Below are 12,916 nucleotides of genomic sequence, written 5' to 3' on the forward strand. Positions count from 1 at the left end.
TCGCCCTACAGCCAGCTAGTTGGACCAGCCAGGAAGGACAAATTCCAGATGATCCGCCGTTCGACGACATCTCCGATTGCCAGTGCCACCGGCCCAGCCCGATCAGGGGTGCCGTCGAGCTCACCCCGTCTGCCGCGATCGCGCCGACGCGCCTTCGCGGCACTCGGGGCTGTCGTGTGCGCGGCCGTCGCCGCCGCTGTGTTGCTCAGCGGTGGCGACTCCGAGCCGGACACGACAGCCTCCGACACAATCGTCGCTTCCTCAGTCGCGCCGACAACTGTTGCCGCCGGGCCGGATTGCTCGATGCCGACCGGTGATCAGAACAGCGGCCCCGGGGTCATCGCCGCGTTCGAGCACGCCTACTACGTCCAGCGATCGGGCGCGGTCGCGCACGCTCTGGTCTCACCGAACGCCCCGGCAAGTGCCCCGTTCACCGTCGAAGCCAACCTCGACGCAGGTATCGCCACCGTCCCGGCCGGCACCACCTACTGCCTCGACATCGACCCACTGCGCACCGGCTCCTACACCCTCATTCTCACCGAGAGCGGCCCGAACGGGCCCGGCACGCAGTACCGCCAACGGATCACCACCGACCAGGTCGACGGTCGCTACGTCATCGCCGCCATCGAGCAGGCATGAACACCCGCCGCCGCAGCACCGCGGCGAACAGCCACCACGAAAGGAACGCCAGGACATGAGCGATGCAGCGAGCGAATGGGCCGAGGCCGCCACCGCAGTACGCCAGGCACACGAGACCCTCGAGGCGTCGACCGCGAGCGAGATCCGCGCCTGGGCAGAGCAGGCGGGCCTGTCCGGCTGGTCGATGTGGCAGAAGATCAAACGAGAGCTCTACAAGCAGCTCGACCTCGACTACGACGGAATGCGCGCCGACGAAGCCGAGCAGGTCACCGACGCGGTCGCCTCCGCGGCGGCAGCAGCACCGGTGGTCGAGCTCTACGCTGCAGGCGACGAGCGTGGCAGCTTCGCAGTGGTCGGCGACGGCGACGAAACAGCCTGGTACGGAACATTTCACAGCAAGGACGCGGTGTTCCGTCAGGGCGATCAGACATCGGCCGACGACTCGGCGGCCGGCAAGGCAGCCTTTCTCGCCGGCAAGCTACGCGAAGAGCTCGACGCTCCCGCGATCCGGCTGATTCTGCACATTTCCAACCCGCACCTCAACGACACGCGGCTCGCAGCTCTCGCTGCGCGATACGGAGTGCACCTCGAACGCCTCGAGATCGACGACGAGAACCCGGCCACCGTGTGGTGCGAGGTTCCCGGACACCGTCCGTGGCAGGCCATCCGGCTCTCCGATCTGCTCGTCGACGATCAAGCGGAGGTCGGCTGATGGCCGAACAGCAACCGCGCCCCGACCTCGACGACGACAACCCCGTCGCCGGGTACGAAGCCGAGGACACCGTCAACCTCCGCGCTCAGCGCCTGCGACGACCCGAAGCCGAACCCGACGAACAGCCTGCAGAAGAGTCGGCCGACGACACGGCACCGGATCCGTACGGAGTCGGGCAAGACGCACTGGCCGCGGTCGAGACACCTGATGTCGACCCCGCAGCGTTCTACCGCGCGCGACTGTTCGACCACCAGGAAGAAGACCCAACCGCCGAGCCCGCCGAAGCAGGGCTGAGGGGCCGGATCAACGCCGCCCTGGGAACTCGTCTCAAGCCCAAGCCCACATCGGCCGAAGTCAGACTGCGTCAGTCGATTCGCGTTGTGCAGCAGCCACTTCCCGGATGCTCGGTGGTCTCGGTCATCAATCCCAAGGGCGGAGCGGGCAAAACTCCGACATCGGTGATGCTCGGTTCGACGTTCGGCAAGCACCGTGGCCACGGGGTGGCGCCGCCCGCACCACCGATCCGGAGCTSACGGTATGGGATCTGCTCGACCATGCACACGAGCTGGCGTCCTCGTCGGCGGTGTCGGGRTCGCTCAATGCGTTCCTGCGGCGTCAACCGACGATGGAAGACATTCTCGCGGCGGACAATTCGGCCGACCGTGAGCGCAACCTGGGGTGGGACGAATGCGCTGCGGTGATGGCAGTGCTGCGCCGACACCGGGACCTGATCGTCATCGACACCGCCGCCAACCCCTTGGCCGAGAGCTGGCAGTGGGCCGTGCAGCATTCCGATGCCCTGGTCGTTCCGCTCCCGCTACGCCTCGACATCGCCCGACAGGTCTATCAAATGCTCGAGGGCATCATCGCCCGCGGCTACGGACACCTGTTGGCGTCGACGATCGTCGTGACCTGTGCAACACCGGACTCCAACCCGCAGTTGGCGTCGGCGGTCTTCGAGGACTTGCGCAATCTCGGTGTCCAGGAAAGCAATTTCATTCAGGCCCCGTACGAATCAGCGCTCGCCCGCGGCGATCGGATCGTCTACAAGGACCTCCCCCCGGACACGATCGAGGCCTACACCAACGTCACCGCCCTGGTCGCCGACAACATCGCGGCGGCACGAGCCGGCGTCGCCTACCAATTCACCGATCCGTACTCCCCGCAGCCGGTGAACCGCCAGCCCGACAGCGCACCACCCCCACAGCTCTCGCAGTGGGAGCGGCGCAGCCGCGACCGTCGCGGAGCCTGACCCGTCCCCACCCCGCTCGAGCACACGAGGAGAAACACTATGACCGGCCAGAGAACGCACACCACCCCGCGGCGACGACAACGCCGGACACTGTCGGCGCTGACCGTCGTCGTCTCCGCGGTGGTCCTGGCCGCGGGCAGCAGCGACGGCGGCGACCTCGTGCGCAAAGTACGTCGCGATCATGACCCCCGGAACGTGGGAGACCGACGCCGCCGCGAATCCCACCACCCCGGTCGGAATGCTCGCCACCGTCGGCAACGCACTGAAACAGAAGTACGGCAACGACATCGAGGTCTACTACCCCGCGTACGCGGCCTCGGCGTTCGACAAAGGACGCACCTACGCCGACAGCAAGGAAACCGGGAAGAGCGCCATCAACAACATCCTCACCTCGGCGTGCGCCACGTCGAAGTTCCTGCTCTCGGGCTACTCCCAAGGCGCGGACGCCGCCGGCGACATCGCCGCCGAGATCGGCAACGGCCGCGGCGTCGTTCCCGCGGCCAGGATTCTCGGCGTCGGTCTGGTCGCCGATCCGCACCAGGGCACCGCCGGCGGCACCCTCGTCGGACCGAAGGTCGACGGCCAAGGCATCGGCGGGGTCCGGCCCGAAGGCTTCGGCTCTCTGGCCCCATTGGTCAAACAGCTCTGCAATCCCACAGACCTGTACTGCTCGACGAACGCCGGCAAGGACGGTCTGCTCGCCGGCCTGGGCAAGGTCCTGGCGAACAAGCCCGTCGACCCGGCCACCACCGGCGGACAGACCGGAACCGGATCGACCCCAGCAGCATCGACGTCCACAGCATCGTCGAGTACCGCAGTGCCGTCGAGTACCGCAGTGCCGTCGAGTACCGCAGTGCCGTCGACGACCGCGCAGGGCGGTGTCACCGGTGCCGGGACACAGCCCGGCGCGATGCCCACACAGGCCGCAGGGGTGCGCGATTTCTCGTCGTCGCTGGTCTCGGACTTCTCCCGCGTCGATCTGGCCGGTGCCGCGAACACCGCATCGACCCTCGGGGAGCGAGTGGCCACCCTGCCCGACTCGGTGGGAACCAACCGCACTCAGTCGCAGGTCGCCAGCGTCGGGGCCTCCGCGACATCGCTTCTCAACACCCTCGAACCGGTCGCCGACGTGCAGTCGGTGATCGCCGCGAACCCCAGCATTCGCTCGACTCTCGACACCGCACCCGAAGGATCCCCGGAGGCGAAAACCTCTACGGTGCTCGACGCGCTGGACCAGATCGACATTCCCGCAGTCCTGAGCACCGCGACCTCGATCGCCGACACCGCCTCGTCGGTACTGGGCGGCACCGGCACCACCGCCGGCCTCGCCGGCACCGCGTCGACCCTGAGCGGGCAGGTCGCGCCGTTGCAATCCGTGTCCACGGACGCGCTGACCTCGGCAACGCAAGTGCTCTCGCTGCTCAAGCCGAAGACCGTGGTCAACCAAGTCGTCAACGTCGCGACCGGATTCACGAGCCTGGACTACCAAGGCATCGTCGACAACCTGATCGCCTTGCCACAGAAGGTCGCTGCTCTCGACGTCGCGGGATCGCACAAGATCGCCGGGGACCTGAACAACCAGTTCGCGCCGATCGTGAAGATGGCGGCGGGAGTGGATCTGCACACCCTGGCGGCATTGGTGGCGATTATCCCCGACCCCAGCGGCTCGGGGCAGATCGCCTCCCTGGTGCTGAGCTTGCTCGGCAACGTCGACGTGATCCGCCTGGCCAACGATGTCGGCGCGATTCAGGAAGTCGCGTGGAAGATCCTCGACACCGGGAACCTCGCGGCCACCGCCGAGCTGCTGCCCATCGGGCTCGACCTCGCCTCGGTCGCCGTCGGAGTCCTCACCGGCTCGGCCGCCAAGACGAGCCCCGACCAACTCGGCACACAGACCCAGGTCACCGGACAGTCCGCAGCGATCGGTCAGCAAGCCTCCACCGGCGATTTCGCCGGTCTGGCAGGCAGTCTCGTCTCACTGGCCTCCTCACCGAGTGCCGGCGATGCCGCCGAGCTGGTCGGTGCCGGTATCGACGCCGCGACGTTCTTCGCCTCCGGTGCGCACCAGTCCTACGGCGACTTCACGGTCGACTCCACCGGCCGCAGCGCCCTGCAATGGCTCATCGACTTCTTCACCCAGAAGATCGGGGGCTGACCGGCGGCCACCGAGCAGGCTCTGCAGCCGGGCGGGCATGACGCAGAGCAGCCGAAACATACAGCACCACAACCGAACTACACGTACCACCACAGGTGTCCGGGCGGGCACTGATCATCTTTTCGATTCGTGAGGACATGCACCGATGGCAGCATCACAGCAGGGCAGCAAGGGCAGTGCCGGCGCACTGAGCCTGCTGCTGATCGCTGCCACTGCCGCGATCGGCATGTTCGGTGTCCTCTCGGGCGATCGCACACCGCCGGTCGACGAAGGCACGTGCCTGCCAGCCGGCGCGGCCGTGGTGGCCCCACACTCGGGAACAGTGGTGATGCCGCTGCGTGAAGGCACCTATCAGGCCACGATCGGTTTCGGTGCCCGCACGAACCCTGTCACCGGCGAGGCCGAAGGGCACCAGGGCCAGGACTACTCCGCCCCGATCGGGACCCCGATCTACGCGGCCACCGACGGCACGGTCGTCAAGGCCGAACACGCCAGCGGGTTCGGCAACTGGATCATCATCGACACCACCGTCGACGGACAGTCGCTCTCGACGGTCTACGGCCACATGAACGACGACGGCNGCCGAACACGCCAGCGGGTTCGGCAACTGGATCATCATCGACACCACCGTCGACGGACAGTCGCTCTCGACGGTCTACGGCCACATGAACGACGACGGAGTCGGGGGCACCGCGGGCCAGACCGTCAAAGCCGGTGACCCGATCGGCGCCGTCGGCAACGCCGGACAGTCCACCGGCCCGCACCTGCACTTCGAGGTCTGGCCCGGCACCCGCCTCGCATCCGGATCGAGCCCGGTCGATCCCGTGGCCTGGCTCGCCGCCGCCGGTGCCACCGCACCGACCGCCACCGCGGACGTCCTCGCCGCAGGACCGGCCGGCACCTTCGCCGCGACCCCGACCACCGGTGCCGCGGCGCAGGGCGTATCGAGTCGATCGGTCAAACTCGCCGCCGCGATCAAACCCGGCTGCGGTGTCCCGGCCGGATCGACCGGACTGCGCCCGGGCTCGGTGCCCGCCGATTTCGAGCCGTGGATCGTCAAGGCCGGCACCGTGTGCCCCGAGGTCACTGCCCCGGTCGTCGCCGCGCAGCTCGAACAAGAGGGCGGGTTCAACGTCGACGCCCACAACGCAGGTTCCGGCGCGGACGGACCGGCGCAATTCATGCCCGCCACGTGGGCCGCGAAAGGCGTCGACGGTGACGGAGATGGCCGCAAGGACACCCGCAGCATCGCCGACGCGGTGATGAGCCAAGCCGCCTACGACTGCGAGCTGGCGGGCATCGCCAAGGACTCGCTCGCCGCCGGCAAGCTCAGTGGCGACCTGACCGAGCTGTACCTGTCGATGTACAACTGCGGGCCCGGTGCGACCCTCTCGCAGGGCCGGGTGTGCCAGAACGCCGAAACCTTCGACTACGTCGCGAAGATTCCCCGCCGCGCCGCAGAAGCGTTCTCCGTCGCCGTCCCCCAGGCCACACCGGGCATCGTCCCCGGTGGCCCGTTCGGTCAGAACGTCGTCGCGGCCGCGATGCGCTGGCTCGGCACCACCTACGCCTGGGGCGGAGGCGACCGNACACCGGGCATCGTCCCCGGTGGCCCGTTCGGTCAGAACGTCGTCGCGGCCGCGATGCGCTGGCTCGGCACCACCTACGCCTGGGGCGGAGGCGACCGGAACGGACCCACCCGCGGTGTCAGCGACGGCGGCGGCCGCGCGGACATGATCGGCGACTTCGACAAGGTCGGCTTCGACTGCTCAGGACTGGTCCTCTACGCCGTCGCACAAGCCTCGGGCGGTGCGATCGTGCTCCCCCACCAGGACTCGGCGCAGATCGCCGACAGCCGCGGCCGCGTCATCGCCACCCCCGGCGAGCTCGCTCCAGGCGACATCGTCCAACCCCACTCGGGCCACATCTTCATCTGGCTCGGCGGAAACAAGGTCGTCGAGGCACCGCAGTCCGGCGACGTCGTGAAGGTATCGGACTGGACCCCGCCCGCGAGCGGCCTGACAGCACGGAGATTCGGATGAGAACCACCCGCACCGCCCTGACCGGATTGCACGCATCGAATACTCCCGAACTGGACATCGTCCTCGAGCCCGGCGATGTGCTCNGTCGAGGCACCGCAGTCCGGCGACGTCGTGAAGGTATCGGACTGGACCCCGCCCGCGAGCGGCCTGACAGCACGGAGATTCGGATGAGAACCACCCGCACAGCCCTGACCGGATTGCTCATCGCTGCAGCGGTTCTCACCGCGTGCGGTGGCCAGGACACCGGCAGCGCCCGTAGCGATGCCCCGTCGATCCCGGCGCAGCAGTGGACACCGGGTACGCCCCCGCCGAGCGGCAGCGATCCCACCCGTACCCCGCCGCCGGCCGCGACCGCGCTGCCCGACATCGCGGCCGGGGTGGACCGGCAGGACCCGGACTCGGTGGCCACCGCGGCGTTGACGGTCTGGTTCACCTGGAACACCGCCGTCGACGCCGGACCCAACGATGCCGCCGCCCGCACCGCGCCGCTGCTCACCTCCGACTACGCGCGCGAGATCACCTCCACCACAGCGCAATCGAGCCCCGGCGCGCAGTGGCTGGACTGGGCCGCGCGCGGCGCGGTCCTGACCCCCGACCTCGTCGCCGACGACGAACCCGTCCCCCCGCAGACCGATGCGACGGCCTACCGGTCGTATCACCTCACCCAACGCATCACCGGTGCACCGGTGAGCGAGAGGGTCGTCGCGATGATCCTGCGGCGCGGCCCCGACGGCTGGGAGGTGAGCCGCATTCAAGACAAATAGCTATTACCTCGTTCACGTGCTTTCACTGCAGAACACCAGGTTTCGGAAAGGAACCCCCGATGGACACAGAATCCGTCACCACCCCCACCACCCGCACACCGCACCGAGCACGCCGCATCCTCGGCGTCCTCGCCCTCACCGCAGCGCTGATGGTCGACCACCCGCACACGCGGCGAATCACCCTGCGATGAGCCGTATTCCAANGGTTTCGGAAAGGAACCCCCGATGGACACAGAATCCGTCACCACCCCCACCACCCGCACACCGCACCGAGCACGCCGCATCCTCGGCGTCCTCGCCCTCACCGCAGCGCTGACCGTCCTGGCCGGCGGAGTCGCTGCCGCACAAGCGGTCAACCCGTACGACGGGGTCAACCCGGACATCGGCCTGTTCGGCCCTGCCCTGAACCAGACGTGGAAGCGCCTGCTCGCGGCGATCTGGGGCGCCAGCATCGCCCTCGCGGGCCTGTGGGTACTGACCTCGTTCCTCAGCTCCAGGAAGGCCCGCAAGCGCGGCATGTCCAGCGATCTGAGTGAAGCGGGCGAGGATCTCAAGCTCTCSCTCATCATCTTGGGCGGAGTGGCCGCTGTCTCGCCGATCGTCGGCGCAGTCCTGCTGCTCGTCCAGCCCGGCGCATAGCCGACCCGGCTCTGACCACCACTCTTACCCCTCCCTGACGCGGGCACCGTCCGCAGAAACGAGTTACCCATCATGGCCATCGACTACCGCAATGTCGGTTCCGAACCCCCCAGCTCCCCCAACACCGGCAGCGACGCCGGTGACCGCCGCACCGACAGCACGTCCGGGTCCAAACGCTGGATCGTCCTCGGGGCCGTCGCCCTGGCGATCCTCGCCGTCGTCTCGGTRATCGTGGTCGGTCTGTCGGGCGGCTCCGACGAGACCGGTGGCAGCGATGCCATCCGCGCAGTACACGGRCCSACGACGGTGAACAACGGTGTCCCCAGCGGCTAYACCCGCGACACCCARGGCGCATCGACGGCCGCGGTGAACGTGCTCCAGGCSTTCGATCAGGCCAGCCAGGGCCGCATCGACATGAACGATGTCCGCTCGACGATGATCGCCGCCGACCCCGGYGCCGAACTGGCCCGCGAGATCGAACTCGGCAGCRACCGCGACGAGAGCAGCGACGTGATGAACACTCTGCCGGCCGCGGTGCACGTGTCCTCGTTCAGCRCCGACGCCGCGCAGATCTCGGTGTGGTCGATGACCACCACCCAGTCCGACATCAACAACACCGGCACCGTCGCTGTGAGCACGCTGTGGGCAACCACCGACATCTCGTTGGTCTGGCAGGACGGGGACTGGAAGGCCAAGGACTGGTCCTACCGCCAGGGCCCGCGACCGGAGGACGCGTCCTACCCGGCCGCTGATTCCGCGCTCGGCGGTCAACTGAMCGCCGGGTACTACACCTTCTACATCGACTAGGAGCGAACATGATTCGCCGTCTCGTTCTCATCGCGGTCACCGCCGCACTGGTGGCTCTGTTCGGATCATCCGCTGTTGCGCTCGCCCAGCCTTCCGCCGTTCCCGCCCCTGCACCGGGGGCGGTCACCGCCCAACAACCGGCATCGAGGCTGCCCGCGCACTTCCCGGACGATCTCAAGAAATTCATCGGCGGTACCGAGGAATTTCGGAGCGGGCCCTGGTTCACGGGGAACTGCGCAGACCACGGCGGCGACCTGGGAACCTATATCTCCCAAGCACTCACGAACGAAAACCGGCTCCTGTACTGGACGGCATCTAGAACTGCCTCCAGTGCAGACGATTTCNACCGAGGAATTTCGGAGCGGGCCCTGGTTCACGGGGAACTGCGCAGACCACGGCGGCGACCTGGGAACCTATATCTCCCAAGCACTCACGAACGAAAACCGGCTCCTGTACTGGACGGCATCGGACGAGAACAAAGCAGTCATGCTCGGCGGTGCGGGCGCTGTCGGCTCCGACCCGCAGGCCCAGGCCACGGCCGAGATCACCCGTCAGGCCGTCGCCGACGGGACCGAACCACCGGCCGACGCTCTGCCGACGGTGTTTCCGGCCGGGGACACCAGCTTTCACCCACCGACGGGAACCTGCGCCGCCGACCTCGCCCGGTGGGGCACCAAGGAATGGGGAACGTGGGGCTTCGCCTGGGTGCAGAGCCCGGACGCGGACTCGCTGACCGCGATCAAAGCGCTGCCCGGTGCAGACGAGGTGCCGGGTGCCGCCTGGTCGGACCCCTGCTCGCAGGGTTCGGGCGACCAGTACTGCATGCATGCGTTCTTCGTCGATTGCTCGAAAGCCGAACGGGCAGACGCGAGCCGCTGCCAGGACTGGAATCTGTCGATCGGGCGATTGTTCGCCGGCACCGCGAACTGGATCGACAAGAACACCTCGTTCACCGAGCGCCTCGTTGACACCCTCGGCAAGGTCATCGCGGCCACCCCGCAGTACAAGCTCGGCAAGGCCTACCTGCAGGCGTTCTCGTGGATCTCGGGGGCTGCGAACGACGTCGTCGATTTCGTCACCGATCCGACCACCGTCATCGACGACTGGGTCAACGCCACCAAGAGCGGGGCACTCTCGCTCACCGACGCCGTGCTGCGTGGGTTGACCTCGACCGGCGACTTCGATCCCACCCAGCAATGGTTCGTGACCTATTACGCCGGGTCGACGGGTCTGGGAATCATGGTCATGTCGCTGGCAGTCCTGCTGGCGATCATGCGATCACGGCACAAGGGCTCACCGTCGGAGCTGGTGGCCAACGTCTTCGGCTACATGCCCGCCGGGGTGGTGATGATGCTGTTCTCCCTCGCCCTGGCTCAACTGGTGATCGAGTTCGCGACGGTGCTCAACGAGGGCATCGCCAGTTTCAGCGGATCCACGATCACCGAGATGGTGGAGAACATCTACGCCACGATGGGCACGCTGAACAAGGACACCGTCGTCGGCGGCTCGATCGTCGGCCTGGTCTTCTTCGGCATCCTGCTACTCGGCGCGATGTCGGTCTACCTGGGTCTGCTCATGCACCAGATCGGGCTGCCGCTGACCGCGTGCGTCGCAGGAATCGGCTACGGCATGTGGGTGCACCCGACGTGGCGGACCAAAGCTCTGCGGCCACTGTTCACGTTCGTCGGCATCGTGCTCAGCAAGCCGATGCTGTTCCTGCTCATCGCGATCGTGCTTGCCGGGGCCAACAACGCTCTGCTCTCGGGCGGCGGCGGCTCGGGAGATCTGACCTCGCTCGGCGCTCTCGTACTCGTCGGTGCCTCGATGGTCGTGGTCGGTCTGGCACCGTGGGCGATGCTCAAGTGGGCACCGACCCTGCCGACCAAGGCCGACTCCGAAGGATTCGGCGGCGGTGGTGGCTCCGTCGCCGGTGGTGTCATCGGAGGCGTGGGCAGCTCGGCGCTGTTCCGCAGCCGCAGCGGAGGTGGCGGAGGTGGCGGCGGCGGGTCGACCGTCACGCCGCGCTCGACCCGCTCCGGCGACGGCGTCGACAAGGCCACCCGATCCGGGCATTCGACGCCGTCGAGCAATTCCACCCCCGGCCACACCACCGGGGCCGCCCACAGCGGCGGCGCCGGAAACAAGAGCGGCACCTCGACCCGCGGCGCGGTGGGCATGGCCGGGCGACTCGGCGGAAAGCTCGCGATGGGCTCGGCCGCGACGGTCGCCTCGGCCGGGGCAGCGGCGGTCCCGATCGCCGCGCAGTCCGCAGCGGCGGCGATGAACAAAGCCAAGTCCAGTGCCGAGTCCGCACCGTCCGAAGCCGAAGGCAGGTAAGCGATGTCGACCGAGATCGTCGAGCACGACAGCGAGCAGAGAACCTCGATCCTGGGCGGTGAGATCGCGCGCCGGGGTATGACCGGGATCTCGGCACCGGTGCTCATCACCTGGACCGCGGCGCTGGTTATCGGCGTCGTGTACTACTTCGCCGCGGGCGGTGGCGCGATGACCGTCGGGCTCGTGGCCGTGTTCTACGTCGGGGTGTTCGCCTCGACGTACGAATTCGGCGACACCTCCCTGGCGGCGCGGCGGCTGCACCGGTTGCGGAACTGGGCGCGGATGCGGCGCGGGGAGCACGTCTACCGCAACGCCGGCGACCCCGCCTACGGGATCGCCGATCTCGACCCCGGTTGGGAGTACCCGGTGCCGCTCGGGCGGACCGCCCCGCTCGACGTCGCCGGCACCGGCCTGGACGAGATGTTCATCGTCCGCACCGCCAACCCCGGTGAGCGGGCCTACTACACGGTCGTACTGTCCGTGCAGGGCCTGGCCGGCGGGCTGCGCACCGATGCGGCCTGGGCAACGACATCGGAGAAGTTCGGTCTGTTCAGCGCCTCGATGGCCCGCAAGACCTCGCTCATCCGCGGAGTGCAGCTGATCCACCGCTCCATTCCGGCGGATCTGACCATGCACGAGGACTGGGTGGAGCGGGAGGTCGAAAAGCTCGGCGACATGCGTCTGCGGGCACCGGTGGAGTCCTACGGCGACCTCATCGACACCATTCGGCCGCACTCGGAAGAGCACCGGGCGTACGTGGTGCTCAAGTTCCCCCAGACCGACCGCTTCGAGGCCGAAGCCGCGCGGGCGGCAGGCGGGAAAGGTGCACGATTCGAAGGCGGTGTCGCCCAAGTGATCCGCGACGAGACGATGCGCGCGGTGAGCAAACTCGTCGCCGCCGGCATGGGCCGCGTCCAAGTCCTCGGTGAGCAGCGCACCTGCGCGTTGATCCGCGCGTTCATCGACCCGTCGAACCCACTCGATCGTCACCAAGGGGCGCGGTGGTCGAACTGCTGGCCCTCCTACGTCGGTGGCCACGACTCGGTGGTGGTCTCCGGCCGCTGGCACACCCGCGTCGGGTTCCTCCCGCCTGCGAGCATCGAACCCATTCCGTTGGGCCCGTTGTGGCTCGCGCCGCTGCTGACCGGGGTCGCCCCCGACATCGGCGACGACGAGAACCCGCCCTCACCGACGATCCGAACCGTCAGTGTCCGAGTCGATTTCGTGCCCGACGCCGTCGCCCGGGAAGCGGCGAGCCAGGACTTCACCCAGGACAAGGCGGCGCAGGAAAGCGCCGCACGCAAAGGCATCACCGGCGACGGCTCGGCCGAAGTGATGGCCACCGCGTCCGGGCGTCGACGCGCCGATCTGATGCCCGGCTCGGGCCATCACGGCACCATCTACTCCCTCGCCGTGGCAGTCACCGGCCGCGACGAAGACGACCTCGAGCGGGCCTGCATGCGCGTGGAAGAAGCCGCCGACGAATCAGCGATCAAAACCATCACCTGGCAGGACGACACGCACGACGTCGCCCTGTTCACCACCCTTCCCTTCGCTCGCGGTCTCGCC

At 68.1% G+C, this 12,916-nt stretch carries 11 protein-coding genes and 1 pseudogene; all 12 read left to right on the forward strand.

Features of this window, described 5'->3' with window-relative positions:
* Positions 1-48 precede the first annotated feature (48 nt).
* The gene (locus ASG84_RS24365) at positions 49-639 is read left to right on the forward strand and encodes a hypothetical protein (protein ID WP_235581820.1); all 591 of its coding nucleotides are present in this window, start codon (positions 49-51) and stop codon (positions 637-639) included.
* A 55-nt stretch (positions 640-694) separates the two neighbouring features.
* A complete protein-coding gene (locus ASG84_RS24370; RefSeq protein WP_057479524.1) occupies positions 695-1,351 on the forward strand; it encodes a hypothetical protein in 657 nt (218 codons plus the stop codon).
* Complete coding sequence (locus ASG84_RS28425) at positions 1,351-2,052, forward strand: hypothetical protein (RefSeq protein WP_235581821.1); 702 nt, start codon at positions 1,351-1,353, stop codon at positions 2,050-2,052. Before ASG84_RS24370 ends, ASG84_RS28425 begins: the two co-directional genes overlap by 1 nt.
* Positions 1,977-2,603 carry a MinD/ParA family ATP-binding protein gene (locus ASG84_RS28430; protein WP_235581822.1) on the forward strand — a complete coding sequence of 209 codons (627 nt, stop codon included), beginning with the start codon at positions 1,977-1,979 and terminating at the stop codon, positions 2,601-2,603. Before ASG84_RS28425 ends, ASG84_RS28430 begins: the two co-directional genes overlap by 76 nt.
* Positions 2,604-2,784: 181 nt before the next feature.
* The gene (locus ASG84_RS24380) at positions 2,785-4,758 is read left to right on the forward strand and encodes a cutinase family protein (protein ID WP_235581823.1); all 1,974 of its coding nucleotides are present in this window, start codon (positions 2,785-2,787) and stop codon (positions 4,756-4,758) included.
* A 145-nt stretch (positions 4,759-4,903) separates the two neighbouring features.
* Positions 4,904-5,338, forward strand: a 435-nt coding sequence (locus ASG84_RS28435; RefSeq protein WP_235581824.1) for a M23 family metallopeptidase, incomplete at its 3' end; no start/stop codon positions are given.
* Between the two features lie 37 nt (positions 5,339-5,375).
* On the forward strand, positions 5,376-6,346 hold a 971-nt coding region (locus tag ASG84_RS28440), incomplete at its 3' end, for a M23 family metallopeptidase (RefSeq protein WP_235581832.1).
* Between the two features lie 55 nt (positions 6,347-6,401).
* Positions 6,402-6,800: a C40 family peptidase gene (locus ASG84_RS28445; RefSeq protein WP_235581833.1), complete on the forward strand. Its 399-nt coding sequence runs from the start codon at positions 6,402-6,404 to the stop codon at positions 6,798-6,800.
* 823 nt (positions 6,801-7,623) lie between these two features.
* Positions 7,624-7,755 carry a hypothetical protein gene (locus ASG84_RS28580; RefSeq protein ID WP_268793507.1) on the forward strand — a complete coding sequence of 44 codons (132 nt, stop codon included), beginning with the start codon at positions 7,624-7,626 and terminating at the stop codon, positions 7,753-7,755.
* 520 nt (positions 7,756-8,275) lie between these two features.
* On the forward strand, positions 8,276-9,010 hold the full coding sequence (locus ASG84_RS24400; RefSeq protein WP_057479526.1) for a hypothetical protein: 735 nt from the start codon (positions 8,276-8,278) through the stop codon (positions 9,008-9,010).
* Positions 9,011-9,018: 8 nt separating this feature from the next.
* Positions 9,019-9,354, forward strand: a pseudogene (locus tag ASG84_RS28450) (hypothetical protein); the annotation flags it as partial.
* A 1,996-nt stretch (positions 9,355-11,350) separates the two neighbouring features.
* Positions 11,351-12,916, forward strand: a 1,566-nt coding sequence (locus ASG84_RS24410; protein ID WP_057479527.1) for an SCO6880 family protein, incomplete at its 3' end; no start/stop codon positions are given.

It is taken from the genome of Rhodococcus sp. Leaf278, assembly GCF_001426085.1.
Lineage (GTDB): Bacteria > Actinomycetota > Actinomycetes > Mycobacteriales > Mycobacteriaceae > Rhodococcoides.

Excerpts from the sequence above, each read along its gene's own strand:
- ASG84_RS24365 (WP_235581820.1), top strand. The coding sequence starts at position 49 with ATGATCCGCCGTTCGACGACATCTCCGATTGCCAGTGCCACCGGCCCA.
- ASG84_RS28430 (WP_235581822.1), top strand. The coding sequence starts at position 1,977 with ATGGAAGACATTCTCGCGGCGGACAATTCGGCCGACCGTGAGCGCAAC.
- ASG84_RS28580 (WP_268793507.1), top strand. The coding sequence starts at position 7,624 with ATGGACACAGAATCCGTCACCACCCCCACCACCCGCACACCGCACCGA.
- ASG84_RS24380 (WP_235581823.1), top strand. The coding sequence starts at position 2,785 with ATGACCCCCGGAACGTGGGAGACCGACGCCGCCGCGAATCCCACCACC.
- ASG84_RS28445 (WP_235581833.1), top strand. The coding sequence starts at position 6,402 with ATGCGCTGGCTCGGCACCACCTACGCCTGGGGCGGAGGCGACCGGAAC.
- ASG84_RS24370 (WP_057479524.1), top strand. The coding sequence starts at position 695 with ATGAGCGATGCAGCGAGCGAATGGGCCGAGGCCGCCACCGCAGTACGC.